This is a genomic window from Paenibacillus sp. FSL M7-0656, assembly GCF_038003225.1.
GTDB classification, from domain to species: domain Bacteria; phylum Bacillota; class Bacilli; order Paenibacillales; family Paenibacillaceae; genus Paenibacillus; species Paenibacillus amylolyticus.
Genome location: NZ_JBBOOT010000001.1, coordinates 6,848,894 through 6,864,981, shown reverse-complemented (window position 1 = coordinate 6,864,981; position 16,088 = coordinate 6,848,894). Strand labels below are relative to the sequence as shown.

Genomic DNA, 16,088 nt, shown 5'->3' with positions numbered 1-16,088 from the left:
AAGGAGTGATTCCTCAAAAGAAGAGAGAGAACGAAGCATTTTTCCTATTCTAGTACAGAAGGAGTTGATGAATATGTATACCAAAAAAACCATTATTCACACATGGAAAGAAGGTGACAAGCATGCTGGGGAGTGTAGAATTAATCCACAACTGGTTCCAAATGGCCTCTGATGGAGAAGCCCATGCTTCTGTTCGATTTGGGGATGCTTCCAACACCATTCTGGCCCACGATACCGTTCTGACTATGGATTTCATTAAGTCTCATTACGGCTGGTTGAACGACCCTACCTATTGCGGGATAACCTTACCCAATTCAAGTGCGAGGGAAATTATCGTACACTGCCTGCGAAAAGCGGATTACGTCGGACATCTGACCCAGACAGATCACTGGTATTTCAAGCCGTTATTCGATATGTGCCTTGCATATTACAAAGTTGAGCCCAGAGAGACCTTCTATGCTTTTGAGAATAATTACATCGCCCGATTCAAGTTATTCTATGAAACATTCAAGACCATGCCTATTCTGATCTGCGGAGCCAAGGCCGAGCAATATCGAGAAGTTCTGGAGCGGAGATACGGGTGGACAAGCATCGTGGGAACGGTGGACTGCCCCTCGTGGTCTCATGTGAGCACAGCATCCAAACAAATGGAACATATCTACCAACAGACACCGTGGAAGCTTGCTCTGGTGTGTGCAGGTGCACCCGGCAAGGTACTGGTTATTAAGGCCAAAGAACTGCAAACCGTAGGTGTTGACTTTGGTTCCGGAGCAGATGTTGCCATTCAAGCCGACAGCGAAAATCTGAACGCATGGGATTACAACGGATTTCCTGATTATTGGGAAGGCAGACCCAAAAAATGACCCTCTCCGGGTCTTTTTTGCTGGATAAAACTATGATTCCAAATCCGATTTTATTGACTTAGTAGCTGTTGATAATTTAAACTATCTGCCTTATTATTGTTAAGATAACTCCTAATCTAACCTGGTTTAAACTTGCATGAAGAGGAGCTCTGCTAAGATATTCAAACCGTTGGAGGGAAATGTAATGGCGTACTCGCAGTCAAAGACCGAAATTGTAGCAACTCATTTACGAACAAGATTTATGGAAGGTAACGTAGAGGGACATGAGATCGTTGTTGCCTTGATCAGTATGGTCAAAGCTGAGAAGATTAATTTAGATGAGGTTGCCCCTATTCTCTCTACAGTCTTTTTTGAACAACCGCAAGGTATTCTATTGGCGCTCGAAAAAGCAAGCACTCTGATTGATGATGAATTAATTGATTCCATTCTCCACGAAGTAAACGAAAAAGCTTAATCTTACATACAAAAGGAGAGCTTATCATCAGATTTTAATTTACAACAACCAGTTATTCTCTCCACACTTTTAGATTGAATAGATTCATCACTGAGAAATTGGAATTTCTCGTTATTTTCTGTCCTCCTCTGCTTATTCTAGTAGTATTACGAAGGAGGGGACACCAATCGAGACAGTGAATAAAGCCATTTTATTTTTAACTGTTATTGAAACCATGCTTGAAGCACTCCACCATACAGAAGTAGATCAGACAGAACTTGTGGATTCGCTTGTCATGTTAGGTTTTGATCCCATTGAGATGTTGTACGAGACAAATACGATTAGATCTTTCCAAAAGATATGCAGGGCTTTCGCAGAACTCCATCTTACAGATGAGGCCCTGGACACGTTCTCAAAAGAGTAGTTACATAACCAGAACCCCACATCACATTCGACGTGGGGTTCTGGTTTTTTTTGAATTTGAACCCTTTTTGAACCGGATCAGCTTAACCTTCCCCATCCTGCCTCGTATAGGTCATCTAGGGACTATGGACATCTCCATCGCCCCTGTTGACTCTGACTTAATAAACGAAAGGATGGTTGTATGAGTTCACCCACACCAACACATGTGATGGAAACAAAGCAACTCGCTGTTATTGGAGTCGTCGATGAATCCTCGATTCAGACCCAATATGAACTTGAGTATCCTGACCATATCGTGATTATACAACATTTTTATTTTTTGAAAGATCCAGCACACTTTAACTCCTGGTTAACCAGCAGACAGGCATAACCTCTATCTGAGATGTACTTTGGGTCAGGACTTTTTACGTCTGCGCTCATCAATTAAAACCTTCAGTAACAGCAACTCTCCATAGGTTAACTTCTTCTTGCGTACCTTCTCTACCCATGCCCAATCTTCAATCACCTTGTCGTTGTAGGCATCTCCAATGTACTGATCAAGTTCATTCCAGGCCCATTGTGCGTAATTAAGAACGGTATTCATATCATCATCCTCCGTGACTGCTATTTCTTGCAGTGGGTTTAATTTTATATGTACTGCTTGCTTAAATCTTTCATATTCACCTGGTTGTTTAATCCATGGCAGCGGGCATTCCTTCCATCCAACCACTTCTTTATGTGTGAAGAAGACGGGTGGAAAGCCCCGTTCCCTGATTAGGTATACCGCGAGGTCTACAACGTTGTTAAATGTATCTTCATGGATACTGCCATCCTTTTCAATGCACATCTCAATGCCCACTGTACTATTGTTCGGATATGTCCCAAGTTTGGCTAGCGCTTCCTTCGTGTATGTTGCACTCCCACAGTGATAGGCTAGTTCATCATCCGGGAGACTGTTATATATCGAAGTGCGATCTACCGAGAAGTGTGCGCTTGCATAACGACCTTTCACTGCTTTATTGGAATCCTGCTGTGCCAGACTTGCAAAGTATTTGCTAATGTTCTTCGCGGGCGCTCCGGGAGAAGCCGTATAATGCATTACAATTCCACGTTTCGCTTTTAATTTAAGTCCGGCCCGACTGTATTTATTCACAGGTATGTAATCCTTGGTGATCTGTATCATGACATCTTCTCCTTATCTTCAACTTGATCTTCATTCCCTCGAAGCTTAAAGAGTGCTGAAGTGATAAACTTCGGTACAGGCAGGCCCAGTTTTCCCATGTTCTCCAATATACTGATTCCTTCTGTACCAATGATGAACATTAACATTGCATCTCGCATAAAATCATTGGAATTGCCTGCAACCATATCCAGTTGATGTGCAATAATGACAAAAACAAATGTCAATGACTTACGAGCAAGCCCCCACCATCCAACCCTGCTGGATAACTCCTTCCTATACCATGCAGACAGCACCCCTGTGATGTAATCCAGCCCCACAAAGATGGTCACGGCAATAAACAGGTGATCAATTCCTCCTACCAAATACACGACTGCCGATAGCAGCCAGCCAAACAAAACCATAAACACGGTATCTCTGTGCATTAACGTTCCCCCTTTAATAACCTATTTCATGTCTAGGTTAGGCGGATCATAGACATAAGTCTCATGAAATACGGAAACCTCCGAAAAAACACTCACCATCTGCTATACAAACAGCAAAAATCCCTCACGCTTGGATGCGGGAGGGATCATGACGAAATGATTCAGCTATAGGTTGAAGGATCTGGTGTAACTGGTACACCTGTTGTATTCGTTGGTGTTGTATTCCGTTGGAACATGCCTTGAATTCGGTCCAAAACATAAGGGGTGGAGTCAATGAGTTTCTCAAACAGATGTGTGGAGTTATCGAGTGGTACAATGTGTACCCCCTGTTTACCTACCACCAGGAACGCAATAGGACGTATGGATACACCGCCGCCACTACCGCCACCAAATGGAGAAGCTACTTTAGCTGAACTCGCATGTTCAGCAGAGGTACCCGTAGCACCACTTTTGCCACTACTTTCTCCATTAACGTGAAAATCACTACCACCGGCAGCAAATCCGAATCCCACCTTACTGATTGGCAGAATCACGGTACCATCTGGTGTTTCGACTGCATCGCCAACAATTGTATTGACATCCACCATGGCCTTGATATTTTCCATTGCGGTTTCCATTAAGCCTTGAATTGGATGATCTGACATTTAAATTCCCTCCAGTTTCAATGTAAGCTAGGTTTGATCTAACCATATCATCCCCAAACTTGAAGGGACTTATGTAATAAGCATTTTAAATACACTCACCAAATCCCAACCTTACATTCCCAAAAACAGACCGACTATGATGGGTTTTTATACTGTTGTCCCACTAAGTTTCTTCTTTTGCTTCTCCTTATGCCTGCGGCGCTGTTCCTGAAGAAGCTTGAACCACATCCGCCATCCGCCTTCGACTTGAAGCACACGGGTGAGTAGTGTAACTCCAGCGATTAGGACGGCTGTAATCCGAATTTTCACTCTGAAATCGAGCTCCGTTCTAAATTCCATTTCATCAGACCATACCGGCATAACCTGAAGCACAGGTGTCTCATCAAAGCGGATCTGATAGGTGAGAAAACCAATAATAATGGACTTGACACTCCACACCCAGCCCGTCAGCACCGCTGTATATGCTGCATCACCAACGCCGATGTGGGTAGCCCAGGACAGTTGGGTCATATGTACGCGTGTAAGTGTTTGCTTCAGCCACAGCTTGAGCGCGTCCGTTGCCCTAAGCATAATTTTTACATCTTTAGCCCACTTTTTGACTTTGCGTTTGTTGACCCGCTCGCTTCCCTGGGCCTCGCCTCTCGAATGATTCATGGATTGTTCGGTCTTGACCAGAAAACCTTCCTTCATATTGCGAAAAACAATACTCGGGATCTCATAGTTAATCCGCACAATTCCATAGAGAAGACGAACATTAATATTGGCGTAATCATCACTTTTATGTTTACTGAATGTAAAATGTACATGAACATTTGAGATGAGGACTGCGGCAATCAGCAATGCGAACAACAAACCGATTCCTCCAAGCCAAATCCACACAGGCCTTACCTCCAAGCCCTCAATTCTTTTCTCGTCTAGTATGGCACTCTGAATAGGAAAAAATTCACGTCTGACCTAAAAATCCCATTTCATATTTGTTTGGAAAATGTTTTACACACCATTTATCTAAGAACAATGCACAAAAAAACCGACTCCACTGATGGGTGTCGGTTAGTATGAATTTGCAAATTAGAATGATGAATCCGTATTATCGTCTTCGTTGTCGATATGACTTAGGTCATCCGCCGGATCAGCACTTTCCGGTTCCAGTTGTTGCAAATCCAGTTTGTTGAATAATAGTTGTGTCTCTTCCTCCAGGTTTTCGGAATCTTCGAACAAGCCTGGTTCCGGAAGGTCTTTAATTGTTGCCAATCCGAAATAATCCAGGAATGACTTGGTCGTTCCGTACAGAATTGGTCGTCCGATCGCCTCGGCTCGTCCCACTTCAATAATTAGATCCTTATTCACAAGCGTATGGATGGCCCGCTCCGATTTTACACCGCGGATTTCCTCAATCTCTACCCGTGTAATGGGCTGCCGGTACGCTACAATAGCCAGCGTCTCCAGAGCCGCTTGGGATAAGGACGTACGCGCGGGAGAGTATGCCAGTTTCTCGAAATATACAGCGTGGTCAGGCAAGGTGCCCAACTGAACTACACCCGCGATCTTGAGAATCTGTACACCTCGTCCCTGCTGTGAAAATTCATGAATCATCTCCTCAATCGCGTCCGTTACAAGTTCCACTCGCTGGTCGACGATCTCGGCGATTTGTTTGATACTCAGACCTTCTTCTCCGGACAAAAACAGTAGGCCTTCAATAATCGATTTCAATTTCGGAAAATCCATGATTCTTTGTTTCCCCTCTCCACTCCATAACAATATCCTCAAACATCCGTTCCTGATAACAGACAATCTGCTTCATCTTCATCAGTTCCAGCACCGCCAGAAAAGTGACAACAATCTCATGGCGATAGATATGCTCATCCATCAACTTGGAGAATAACAGTCTGCCTCCCGGCCCCATACTTTCCAAAGCGCCGATGACATCCCGTATCCGGTCTTTAACCGAAATCTCATCCCGTTTGATTCGAGTTACAGTTGTGCGCTTCTCAGCCTTGCGTAGCGCCTTCTGAAAGGCTGCAATCAGGTCAGAGGTGTGTAAACCCTCAACCGGATTCGATTGGGCTTCTACGGGCATATAGGGGCGCAGATCCTCGGGCTCTTTGGAAAATATAAGGCTGCGTTCCCACTCCCGTTCATGAAGATGACGCGCAATTCCCTTGTACTTGCGATATTCTATCAGACGTGCAATCAGCTCTGCACGTGGATCATAATCTTCTTCTTCCATAAAATCATAATCCTCGAAGTCCTCAATGACCGGTGGTTTGGGCAATAAAAGTTTGCTCTTGATCGCCAGCAATGTTGCTGCCATGACCAGAAATTCACTCGTAATATCCAGTTCCAGTTCCTGCATCGAATGCAGATACGCCATGTATTGATCGGTAATATCGCTGATGGGAATATCCTGGATATGAATTTCAGCCTTATCAATCAGATGAAGCAGCAGATCCAAAGGCCCTTCAAAAGTCTCCAGTTTGTATGTAACTACCGTCACTAGACGAATCCTCCCGCCAGAAAAATACAAAACCCTGCTAAGCCGTCCGAATCCGGTTTCCCGTGTTCGTCTGCGCAAAGCAGGGCACTACTATTAAATAAGCACTATTTTAGCTGTTTCGTCAAGTTTGCCATCTCAATTGCCGCCGTAGCTGCATCCCAACCTTTGTTACCCGCCTTGGTTCCGGCACGTTCAATCGCTTGTTCAATATTTTCTGTTGTAACCAGTCCAAAGATCGTAGGCACGCCAGTTTTCAGGTTAATTGCTGCTACCCCTTTAGCCATCTCGTTGCACACATAATCGTAATGCGTAGTTGATCCACGAATAACGGTTCCCAGGGTAATCACCGCATCATACTTGCCGCTCTCCGCCATTTTCTGCGCAATCAAAGGGATTTCGAACGCACCTGGAACCCAGGCTACATCCACTTCATCATCCTGCACGCCGTGGCGTTTGAATGCATCGAGTGCTGCGCTAAGCAATTTACTGGTAATGAATTCGTTAAAACGTCCAACGACAACTCCATATCTGGATCCTTCTGATACTAAATGTCCTTCAAAAAATTGTGGCATTCAAGTCATCTCCCTAACGGTATAATGTAATGTAAGTAACGGAAATCCCTAAGTAATCTCTTCCATAAATTACATGGTGAACGTTATTCATCTAAAATATATTTACTGTTCGTTCTGCTCGATATCATCAAACTTGAGCATATGCCCCAGCTTGGCTTGCTTGGTATGAAGATACACCGTATTGTCCTCGTTCTCCTCCATCTGGATCGCGACACGCTCTACGACTTCAAGTCCATATCCTTCAAGGCCTTTAATTTTACGAGGGTTGTTAGTTAGCAGTCTGATCTGACGAACCCCAAGGTCTTTCAGAATTTGAGCGCCAATTCCGTAATCACGCAAGTCAGCAGCAAAACCCAAACTCAGGTTTGCATCAACAGTATCCATACCTTCCTCTTGCAGCTTATAGGCTTTGAGTTTGTTGATCAGGCCAATACCCCGACCCTCTTGTCTCATATAAAGCAGTACACCATTGCCTTCCTCGTGAATCTGTTTGAGTGCTGCATCAAACTGCGGACCACAGTCACAACGATGCGAATGGAATACATCACCTGTCAAACATTCAGAGTGCACACGTACAAGCACAGGTTTCGAACCATCAATTTCTCCTTTGACCAGAGCCACATGTTCCTTATTGTCCACAGCATTTGTATAAGCCACCGCTTGAAACTCACCAAAGTCCGTCGGCATACGCACAGCCACTTCACGTTGAACCAGCTGCTCTTTTTCGTTACGGTAACGAATCATGTCCTGAATACTGATCAGCTTCAGATCATGCTTGCGGGCAATCTCCTGCAGATCCGGAAGTCTGGCCATCGTGCCATCTTCCTTAATCACTTCACAAATAACGCCAGCAGGGTAGGAACCACACATGATAGCGAGATCTACAGCCGCTTCCGTATGTCCGGCACGACGAAGTACACCGCCGTCTTTTGCAATCAGCGGGAACATGTGACCAGGCTTACGGAAGTCCCCGGCTTTTGCCTCAGGATCGATTAGACCTTTCACGGTAATAGAGCGTTCATGTGCCGAGATACCTGTTGTTGTATCTTTGTGATCCACAGAGACGGTGAAGGCTGTTCCATGGAAATCCGTATTTTGTTGAACCATCGGTTTCAGGTTAAGTTCGTCCGCACGTTGTTGTGTAATCGGAACACAGACCAGACCTCTACCTTCAGTAATCATGAAATTAATGACTTCAGGCGTCGCCTTTTCGGCCAAAGCGATAAAATCGCCTTCATTCTCCCGATCTTCATCATCCACAACAATGACGGGTTTACCACGCATGAGATCATATATGGCTTCTTCTATTGTGTCCAGAATGGATTGTTCTGACATTGGTCCACCTCCAGTTAATTTCTGTTCTCTATTTATGCAAATCCGTGATTGGAGAGAAAATCTTCACTGATACTGCGCGGCTTGCCAGCACCCGTCTCCCGATGTCCTCTCCCATACTGGAGCAGATGATCCACATATTTGCCCAAAATATCGCATTCGATATTAATGGTATCCCCTGTCTTTTTCACATTTAGTACAGTTTCACCAATGGTATGCGGGATAATGGAAACCGTGAATGCGGTATCCGATGTATGGACAACGGTCAAGCTAATGCCATCCAGTGTAACCGATCCTTTGGGGATCAGATATTTGAACAACTGGTGATCATCAGGCTTGATCTCAAACACAATTGCATTCTGATCACGTGTTATACTGCCAATCACTCCAGTACCATCGACATGACCCTGAACGATATGTCCGCCAAAACGACCGCCTGATTGCATGGCCCGCTCCAGATTAACTTTACTGCCAGATTGCAGCTGACTGAGATTGGTATGGCGATAGGTTTCAGGCATTACATCGGCGGTAAAACCTCCACCTTCGAGCGTTGTCGCAGTTAAGCACACGCCGTTCACTGCTACACTATCACCAATCTTCAGATCGTCCATGATGGCGGAAGCTCCGATATTCAGGACCATCGCTTCGCCTTTCCGACCAATACGCCGGATCTGACCGACTTCTTCCACCAAACCGGTAAACATGCTGCCGCCTCCCTTTTTCAAGTTATAAAGAACCTAACTTTCTACTTTCAAATCCATTTATTTATTCAGGCCACACCGGAATACCGCCAATGCTGATATTATCTCCAACTTGTTCAATCTCCAACTGATTCAATTGAATTGCCTGATTCATACGTTCCACACCCTCGAAGCGGAAGCTTCCAGGTGTATCATAACCGCCTACAATCTTCGGAGCGATAAACATGAGCAGTCGATCAACCAACCGTGCCTCCAGCATAGCTCCATTCAAGGTACCTCCACCTTCAAGCAAAATTGAACCAATGTCACGCTCACCCAACTTGCTAAGTCCGTTTAACAGATCCACACGTGGTCCAGGACCACAGCGTATAATTTCGACGCCATAGGCTTCCAAACGTTCAGCAGCTTCAGGACTGGCTTCGTCTGTTGTCAGCACCCATGTTGGAGCAAGACCATCCTTAACCATTTTGGCACCTACGGGAAGCCGTAACTTGGAATCCACTACAATGCGCACTGGACTAATGCCTTCGACTTGCAAACGGGTTGTTAGTTCCGGATTATCGGCGATTACCGTGTCGACGCCAACCATAATTCCCTGGTGACGATGACGAAGGGCATGCACAATCTCACGAGCAGGCTCGTTGGAGATCCACTTGCTGTCTCCGCTGCGAGTAGCAATTTTCCCATCCAAAGTTGTAGCTGTCTTCAACGTCACAAAAGGTAGACCCGTTGTAATAAACTTAATGAATTTTTCATTCATGCGTCTTCCTCGCTCACGCAGTACGCCAACTTCAACTTCAATGCCTTGTTGACGAAGCATGCTTATGCCCCTGCCGGATACTTGCGGATTTGGATCTTCACAACATACCACAACACGTTTCACCTTTTCATGAATCAGGCGTTCACTACAAGGTGGCGTCTTGCCATAATGACTACAAGGCTCAAGTGTAACGTATACCGTACTTCCTTCTGCATCACTGCCTGCCATGTTAAGTGCATGCACCTCTGCATGACCGGTCCCACGTTTCAGATGGCTTCCCAGGCCTACAATACGGCCTTCTTTCACTACTACACATCCAACAACCGGATTAATCCCCGTCTGTCCCTGTGCTCGTTCCGCCATATCCAATGCCAGTGCCATATAAAATTCATCATTGATCATTTCCAAATCCGTTCACCCCGCGGTTTAAAGTCTTGTTTATTAAAAAATCCCCGTCGAACAATCAGTTCGATGGGGATGATGAGAGACAAATGTCACCAGCAGGAGTGAAATGGATACAGCACGCCAACACTTTGCCCAAAACTTCATTTCGGGCAAGTGAAAATAGACACATACCTTAATGAACATCAATTACAGGTAAAGAGCTTTTATAGTGCGGCATATGTATGGAACTGTCCGGCGTAACCGGATCTTCCCTGCACAGTGCAAGACATCACAAATCGTGACTGTGCAGCAATACTCCTGCTGAATGCAAACCTGTTAGGTCTGCACCTCTCCTTCTCCCATCCAGACTATACTGTCGGTTCTGGAATTACACCAGATCAGCCATCTGCCAATGGCAGACAGGTCACGGACTTTGCATCAAGTGCTGGACACATAGGTCCTTACACTTCCTGCATCACCGCCGGTAGGGAATTGCACCCTGCCCTGAAGGATTGCTTTCGTTATTACTTGGATGTTAGCACTTTAATGCCAAAAAATCAATTGTTTTTTGTTCCTTTTTGTCACATACTAACTTTTAATAAGCTAAGAAACAACAAAAAACCGCTTCCTCTCAAGGAGGCACGGTTTTTGTTTGGAGACACATTTCACATCCATCGTATCATTCTACATATCAGGAAAACACCAGCTCGCCATATGCTTTAATTCTTTGGCATTATGGAATGGAGTGCGATCAGGTTCTTGCAGGGGCGAAGTCGGAAGCGGGAACTCTCTTGCCACCCTTCTGACCCAACTTGTGGAATCGATCGCAATAGCCGAGCATTTCCAGCGTCCATTCGCTCTCGGTCGAAACGTCCCATGCAAATCTGCTTTACCCGGCATCTCTGGAAAGACACCATCCAGATATTCAACGATGACGCGCTTGTCTCTGACTTCATGACAATATACAGTCACCCATACACCTTCTCGGACCCGAACAGCATACACATCGCCAGACTGTACCTCCCCGGTACCTGCATCAGGAGATGCCTTTGGTACTTTTCCACGAACACTTCTCTTCTTCTCCAATGCCCCTAAGATCGTGTCCTTTAGAGCTGGACTCTCATCAGGCTTATCCGCAAGAGATATATTATTCAGATCATAATCATGAAATATCTTGTTCAGGTTGTTCTCATTAATTCCGACAGATGAGTCCCACCACGCCAGAGGGGCCTGCACTTCCACCCGCACATTGGGGCGTGCGTCACGCTGCATATAAGAGGTGAATTCCGTGATCATTCCGGGATGTTCCGGCGTATCCAATATGCCAATCAGAGCTAACGTCTCAAGCAAATCACGGTAAGCATATTCCTTCTGTGTAGGCAAAAGACGTTCCTTCTTGAGCGCTACTGCTGCCTTGCTGTAACGTGTTTTGGGAGGTAATTCGCGCAGCACCGTTAACACCGCACGGAATGTCCAGCGGTCGTACTCATTGGGTATTGGAAGCTCCTGTGCGGTAGCCAGCTCTCGAAGTGCCAACACGCATCCAAAAGGATCACCGTCCAACGGGGTTCCATTGGTCATCCGCCAATACCATTGCAGCGTTGTGTCGGTTGCTTGATCTACACTTAATCCGCAGATCTTACAAGTGTTCGAAGATGGATATGGCGTATGTTCATGACTTGGCATACTGCTCGCAATAAGCTTGCCCGTAAGCAACGAGCGCCAGATCATGGGTGCTGACCACAAAGAGGATACAAAGGCCTGCGCTGCATCATTGATCGTCCATTGATTCGCAACTTTTTTCAGCTCAGTAATCGTTTCATCATGTTGCGGACGTACAAAGCGATTCGGTTCATGCCCGGCTGTCTCAAGCGCTTCTCGATCCTTTACGGATAGACTATCCGGAACGACATGGCGCGATGCCTGCAATTCTTCATCCCACAACGTGCGCTCACTATAAATTTGTTTTAACAAGCTTAGCTGAGTAACCATATCCAAGGTTTTATTCATCCTTTCTAATTATCGATTTGAAGTATGTAAAAATAAAAAAAGTGCTTCTATAAGAGAAGCACTTCATGTTTGGATCCAGTTAAGGTGAAGGTATTAAGCTTCTACAACTTCAACAGTTTCCATTTTGTCTTTACCTTCTAAAGCGTCCACGAACTCCATACCTTTAGTTACTTTACCAAATACAGTATGTTGTCCATCCAAATGTGGTTGCGGTTGGTAGCAGATATAGAACTGGCTTCCACCTGTGTTACGGCCAGCATGTGCCATAGCAAGTGTTCCGCGCTCATGTTTGTTCGGGTTAATTTCACAGTTGATTGTGTAACCTGGGCCACCTGCACCGCTACCGTTAGGGCATCCGCCTTGAGCTACAAAGCCCGGGATAACGCGGTGGAATGTAAGACCATTGTAGAAACCGGAATTAGCCAGTTTCTCAAAGTTTGCTACTGTGTTTGGAGCTTCTTGATCGAACAGATCGATCAGAACTTCTCCGCCGTTTGCCAATTTAATTTTCGCTTGTTTCGCCATATGTAAATGACTCCTTTCGTATTGACCATCGTTAATGGTGCCAGAACGCATGACCCTGGGCCAAGCATTACAGCACTTTTCTTAGTGTACACCGAAAATGTCTGGATCGCAAAAAAAACGGCAACTTTTTTCATGATTTAGCTCAAATACTCAAAAAGCAGACAAAAAAGGAAGTTCCTTTTTCATCTGCTTTAACTTTAAGAGCGCTATATCTTGAATAATGCAGAAACGCATTATCTTTTGACGAATTAGCGAGTAACTGGCTGTTTTCCAATGCGCGCAGGTACCAGGTCATTCTGGATGATATCTTGATACGTCTCACGGCGTACCACGACATCCCCTTGACCGTCTTTGACAAAGACAACGGCTGGACGACGAATCCGGTTGTAGTTGCTCGCCATGGAGTAGTTATACGCACCTGTGCAAGCTACAGCGAGTAGGTCGCCACTTTCCACTTTTGGCAGGTCCAGATCCCAGATCAACATATCGCCACTCTCGCAACATTTACCCGCAACAGATACTGTTTCCTGAGCAGCCTCATTCGCACGATTGGCAAGCACAGCTTCATACTTGGATTCATACAAAGCAGGACGTGGGTTATCGGTCATACCACCATCAACGGCAACGTATTTACGCACACCTGGAATGTCTTTGCTTGTTCCAACGGTATACAGCGTTGTTCCCGCTTCACCCACGATGCTGCGGCCTGGCTCAACCCAGATCTCAGGTACGGCATAGCCGATTTGAGCAAAATGATTTTTAACGGCGTCTGTAATAGCCTTCACGTATTGTGCAACTTCAAGTGGCGTATCTCCATCGATATAACGGATTCCGAATCCACCACCAAGGTTAACCACTTTGAAAGCAACATTAAGACGCTCATATACACTTGCTGCAAATTCGGCAACACGTTGAACCGCCATCTGGAAGCCTTCAACTTCGAAGATCTGGGAACCGATGTGGGAATGCACACCGAGCAATACCAGATTAGACTGCTTGGAAGCCAAGTCAATCGCTTCAAATGCTGTACCATTACCGATATCGAATCCAAATTTCGAATCCGTCTGACCTGTAGAAATATATTCATGCGTATGTGCCTCAACACCAGGCGTCACACGAAGCAAAATGTTTACTTTACGATTTTTGTCCGCTGCTACAGCCTGCAACAGATGCAATTCATTGAAGTTATCAACAACAAAGCATCCAATCTCTGCATCAAGAGCCATTTCGATCTCTTCCAGCGTTTTGTTGTTACCGTGGAAGTGAATGCGCTCAGCCGGGAATCCTGCTTGCAGTGCAGTAAACAGTTCACCGTCAGATACAACATCCAAGGAAAGTCCTTCTTCAGCTGCAAGGGCACACATCGCCATTACACAGAATGCTTTACTTGCGTAAGCAACCTGGAAGCCCAGTCCGGAAGCACGGAATGCTTCCATGTACTCTCTGCAACGCTCACGAACCAATTGCTCGTCCACAACGTACAGGGGAGTTCCAAACTGTTCTTTCAGAACTGTTGCATCAACTCCGCCAATCTCCAGATGCCCTTGCGCATTTATTTTACTTGTACCATGTAAATACATAATCTGCATTCCTCACTTTTTATATACTGGAACAATTGATATTCCAATGATTTTACACCAGTATATCAAATTAGGCAGCGAGATGAATGGATTTTTTGGAAGATCATTTGTGTTTTTTACTTTTTTGCAGTTCCCCGTCCGGATCATCGGACATTTTGGTGTTGTCACGGGTTTTATTGAATGATGGACGTTTTTTATTTTCCAGCAGCGGAAGCCGGAATAAAAAGTTGCCCAAGGCCTTTGCATTAAACGGTATAAAAGGCCAGAGATACGAAGAATTGTACGACCGGTGAACGGTGAGCGCCAATATGAGTAATGTACAGCCCACGACCAACCCCGGAACCTTGAATATCGCAACAGCGACTAGCAGAACCAGCCTGACCAGCCTATTGGCGAGACCCAATTCGTAACTTGGCGTGGCAAACATACCGATGGCTGCGATGGCCATATAGAGCACAACCTCATTGACAAAGTATCCTGTTTTCACCGCGATATCCCCGACTAGAATGGCCGCGATTAAGCCCATAGCCGATGCCAGAGGTGTAGGCGTATGGACCGCTGCCATACGTAATAAATCGACGCCCAGTTCGATCAGTAGAAACTGTAGAATCAGCGGTAGCTTTACATTTTCCTGTGGACCAATGAAGTCAAGTCCCATCGGTTTAATCGAAGGGTCAATAACCATGAGAAGCCATAATGGTAGCAAAAACAACGAGATGAGAATCCCTGCAAAACGCACCCATCGTAAATATGTTCCCATCAAGGCCGTCTGTCTGTTCTCCTCCGCATGCTCACATAGGTCGAAAAAGGTCGTTGGTAGAATCATCACACTGGGGGAAGTGTCTACGAAAATCACGACTCGTCCTTCCAGCAAATGAGAAGCTGTAACATCTGGTCGTTCCGAATAACGAACGAGTGGGAACGGATTCCAACCCTTGTTGATAATCGCTTCCTCCAGCTGTTTATCGGCTGCGGGAATACCATCGATATCTACTCGCTGAATTTTTTCACGAACTGAATCGACCTGCACTTTATCCACAATATCATCAATATACACCACGCAGACATCGGTTTGTGTTCTCCGCCCTACCTGCATAATCTCAAACTTCAGTCCCGGGTCGCGTATTCTGCGACGCACCAGGGTCACGTTAGTCAGGAGTGTTTCGGTAAAGCCGTCTCTGGAACCTCGGACTACCCTTTCCAAGGAAGGTTCTTCGGGTGAACGTACTGGATAACTCCGGGTATCCATAATTAAGACCGAGCGGTCTCCTTCAACGAACATTGCGCTCATACCGGTAAGAACCTTGTTGATGACCGCACTCATCTTCTCGACTTTCTCCACCTGAATATGGGGAATGTAACATTCAAAATAAGATTTGAGAGCATGTCCGGACACGTCATCCGGCGTGAGATAGGTTAGTCTTTTCAACACTTCAAGCAAAATCTCATCCTTGGCGAAGCCAGTGATCATCAGCAATCCAACATGCTTCCCACCCAGGACCATTTCCCTCATATTTACGTCGAACGATTCTCCGAGCCCCAGTACCTGTTGTAATGTATATCTATTTTCACTCATCCGAGGGGAGATATCATCGTTTTCCTGCCAATATTGTACGGATTCCTCAACGCTGTCGGACATCTCATTTTGTTTTTTCTTATTGTATGCTTTCTCCTCTTCTTCCTTCTGAATCTCATAAGCAGACTTGTGTAACATCTCTTCCGTTATACCTTCACTATTTTCCTGGCCTGTGTGCTCCGTTTGTTCATCCATCTTCCATCCTCC

18 protein-coding genes and 1 riboswitch are annotated in these 16,088 nt (G+C 45.5%); of the genes, 4 read left to right on the top strand and 14 right to left on the bottom strand.

The features are described 5' to 3' along the window. Positions 1-122 precede the first annotated feature (122 nt). From MHI01_RS30090 to MHI01_RS30075, 4 genes are all read left to right on the top strand, one after another. Positions 123-863, top strand: a complete 741-nt coding sequence (locus tag MHI01_RS30090) for a GT-D fold domain-containing protein (RefSeq protein ID WP_340984752.1) — start codon at positions 123-125, stop codon at positions 861-863. 184 nt (positions 864-1,047) lie between these two features. Next, positions 1,048-1,317 carry a hypothetical protein gene (locus MHI01_RS30085; protein WP_036607821.1) on the top strand — a complete coding sequence of 90 codons (270 nt, stop codon included), beginning with the start codon at positions 1,048-1,050 and terminating at the stop codon, positions 1,315-1,317. 175 nt (positions 1,318-1,492) lie between these two features. Further along, positions 1,493-1,720 carry a hypothetical protein gene (locus MHI01_RS30080; RefSeq protein WP_076328272.1) on the top strand — a complete coding sequence of 76 codons (228 nt, stop codon included), beginning with the start codon at positions 1,493-1,495 and terminating at the stop codon, positions 1,718-1,720. A gap of 207 nt (positions 1,721-1,927) precedes the next feature. After that, a complete protein-coding gene (locus MHI01_RS30075; RefSeq protein WP_282320881.1) occupies positions 1,928-2,089 on the top strand; it encodes a hypothetical protein in 162 nt (53 codons plus the stop codon). Between the two features lie 24 nt (positions 2,090-2,113). On the opposite strand, the gene MHI01_RS30070 is transcribed toward MHI01_RS30075, so the two are convergent. From MHI01_RS30070 to MHI01_RS30005, 14 genes are all read right to left on the bottom strand, one after another. Continuing rightward, on the bottom strand, positions 2,114-2,881 hold the full coding sequence (locus tag MHI01_RS30070; RefSeq protein ID WP_076328270.1) for a peptidoglycan recognition protein family protein: 768 nt from the start codon (positions 2,879-2,881) through the stop codon (positions 2,114-2,116). Beyond that, positions 2,878-3,303 carry a phage holin family protein gene (locus MHI01_RS30065; RefSeq protein WP_036607828.1) on the bottom strand — a complete coding sequence of 142 codons (426 nt, stop codon included), beginning with the start codon at positions 3,301-3,303 and terminating at the stop codon, positions 2,878-2,880. Before MHI01_RS30065 ends, MHI01_RS30070 begins: the two co-directional genes overlap by 4 nt. 161 nt (positions 3,304-3,464) lie before the next feature. Next, on the bottom strand, positions 3,465-3,947 hold the full coding sequence (gene ytfJ / locus MHI01_RS30060; protein WP_036607830.1) for a GerW family sporulation protein: 483 nt from the start codon (positions 3,945-3,947) through the stop codon (positions 3,465-3,467). A 147-nt stretch (positions 3,948-4,094) separates the two neighbouring features. After that, a complete protein-coding gene (locus MHI01_RS30055) occupies positions 4,095-4,826 on the bottom strand; it encodes a DUF2953 domain-containing protein (RefSeq protein WP_339283295.1) in 732 nt (243 codons plus the stop codon). A 189-nt stretch (positions 4,827-5,015) separates the two neighbouring features. After that, complete coding sequence (scpB, locus tag MHI01_RS30050) at positions 5,016-5,672, bottom strand: SMC-Scp complex subunit ScpB (protein ID WP_338706474.1); 657 nt, start codon at positions 5,670-5,672, stop codon at positions 5,016-5,018. Next, complete coding sequence (locus MHI01_RS30045) at positions 5,641-6,441, bottom strand: segregation and condensation protein A (protein WP_127551006.1); 801 nt, start codon at positions 6,439-6,441, stop codon at positions 5,641-5,643. Before MHI01_RS30045 ends, scpB begins: the two co-directional genes overlap by 32 nt. Positions 6,442-6,545: 104 nt before the next feature. Next, positions 6,546-7,013: a 6,7-dimethyl-8-ribityllumazine synthase gene (ribH, locus tag MHI01_RS30040; RefSeq protein ID WP_017687651.1), complete on the bottom strand. Its 468-nt coding sequence runs from the start codon at positions 7,011-7,013 to the stop codon at positions 6,546-6,548. Between the two features lie 102 nt (positions 7,014-7,115). Then, positions 7,116-8,348, bottom strand: a complete 1,233-nt coding sequence (locus MHI01_RS30035; RefSeq protein WP_076318983.1) for a bifunctional 3,4-dihydroxy-2-butanone-4-phosphate synthase/GTP cyclohydrolase II — start codon at positions 8,346-8,348, stop codon at positions 7,116-7,118. Between the two features lie 32 nt (positions 8,349-8,380). After that, positions 8,381-9,049: a riboflavin synthase gene (gene ribE, locus MHI01_RS30030; RefSeq protein ID WP_036607839.1), complete on the bottom strand. Its 669-nt coding sequence runs from the start codon at positions 9,047-9,049 to the stop codon at positions 8,381-8,383. Between the two features lie 61 nt (positions 9,050-9,110). Continuing rightward, complete coding sequence (gene ribD, locus MHI01_RS30025; protein ID WP_036607842.1) at positions 9,111-10,214, bottom strand: bifunctional diaminohydroxyphosphoribosylaminopyrimidine deaminase/5-amino-6-(5-phosphoribosylamino)uracil reductase RibD; 1,104 nt, start codon at positions 10,212-10,214, stop codon at positions 9,111-9,113. A 323-nt stretch (positions 10,215-10,537) separates the two neighbouring features. Continuing rightward, positions 10,538-10,706: riboswitch (FMN riboswitch) on the bottom strand. Between the two features lie 168 nt (positions 10,707-10,874). Continuing rightward, positions 10,875-12,182 carry a hypothetical protein gene (locus MHI01_RS30020; RefSeq protein ID WP_340984751.1) on the bottom strand — a complete coding sequence of 436 codons (1,308 nt, stop codon included), beginning with the start codon at positions 12,180-12,182 and terminating at the stop codon, positions 10,875-10,877. Positions 12,183-12,293: 111 nt separating this feature from the next. Next, the gene (locus tag MHI01_RS30015) at positions 12,294-12,725 is read right to left on the bottom strand and encodes a peptidylprolyl isomerase (RefSeq protein WP_017687646.1); all 432 of its coding nucleotides are present in this window, start codon (positions 12,723-12,725) and stop codon (positions 12,294-12,296) included. A gap of 248 nt (positions 12,726-12,973) precedes the next feature. Further along, positions 12,974-14,305 (bottom strand): diaminopimelate decarboxylase, encoded by a 1,332-nt coding sequence (lysA, locus tag MHI01_RS30010; protein ID WP_282320879.1) that lies wholly within the window; start codon positions 14,303-14,305, stop codon positions 12,974-12,976. 103 nt (positions 14,306-14,408) lie between these two features. After that, positions 14,409-16,076, bottom strand: coding sequence for a spore germination protein (locus tag MHI01_RS30005; RefSeq protein ID WP_340984750.1), 1,668 nt, complete (start codon positions 16,074-16,076; stop codon positions 14,409-14,411). Positions 16,077-16,088: the final 12 nt, after the last annotated feature.

Excerpts from the sequence above, each read along its gene's own strand:
- MHI01_RS30090 (WP_340984752.1), top strand. The coding sequence starts at position 123 with ATGCTGGGGAGTGTAGAATTAATCCACAACTGGTTCCAAATGGCCTCT.
- MHI01_RS30085 (WP_036607821.1), top strand. The coding sequence starts at position 1,048 with ATGGCGTACTCGCAGTCAAAGACCGAAATTGTAGCAACTCATTTACGA.
- MHI01_RS30075 (WP_282320881.1), top strand. The coding sequence starts at position 1,928 with ATGGAAACAAAGCAACTCGCTGTTATTGGAGTCGTCGATGAATCCTCG.
- MHI01_RS30070 (WP_076328270.1), bottom strand. The coding sequence starts at position 2,881 with ATGATACAGATCACCAAGGATTACATACCTGTGAATAAATACAGTCGG.
- MHI01_RS30065 (WP_036607828.1), bottom strand. The coding sequence starts at position 3,303 with ATGCACAGAGATACCGTGTTTATGGTTTTGTTTGGCTGGCTGCTATCG.
- ytfJ (WP_036607830.1), bottom strand. The coding sequence starts at position 3,947 with ATGTCAGATCATCCAATTCAAGGCTTAATGGAAACCGCAATGGAAAAT.
- scpB (WP_338706474.1), bottom strand. The coding sequence starts at position 5,672 with ATGGATTTTCCGAAATTGAAATCGATTATTGAAGGCCTACTGTTTTTG.
- ribH (WP_017687651.1), bottom strand. The coding sequence starts at position 7,013 with ATGCCACAATTTTTTGAAGGACATTTAGTATCAGAAGGATCCAGATAT.
- MHI01_RS30035 (WP_076318983.1), bottom strand. The coding sequence starts at position 8,348 with ATGTCAGAACAATCCATTCTGGACACAATAGAAGAAGCCATATATGAT.
- ribE (WP_036607839.1), bottom strand. The coding sequence starts at position 9,049 with ATGTTTACCGGTTTGGTGGAAGAAGTCGGTCAGATCCGGCGTATTGGT.
- MHI01_RS30020 (WP_340984751.1), bottom strand. The coding sequence starts at position 12,182 with ATGGTTACTCAGCTAAGCTTGTTAAAACAAATTTATAGTGAGCGCACG.
- MHI01_RS30015 (WP_017687646.1), bottom strand. The coding sequence starts at position 12,725 with ATGGCGAAACAAGCGAAAATTAAATTGGCAAACGGCGGAGAAGTTCTG.
- lysA (WP_282320879.1), bottom strand. The coding sequence starts at position 14,305 with ATGTATTTACATGGTACAAGTAAAATAAATGCGCAAGGGCATCTGGAG.
- MHI01_RS30005 (WP_340984750.1), bottom strand. The coding sequence starts at position 16,076 with ATGGATGAACAAACGGAGCACACAGGCCAGGAAAATAGTGAAGGTATA.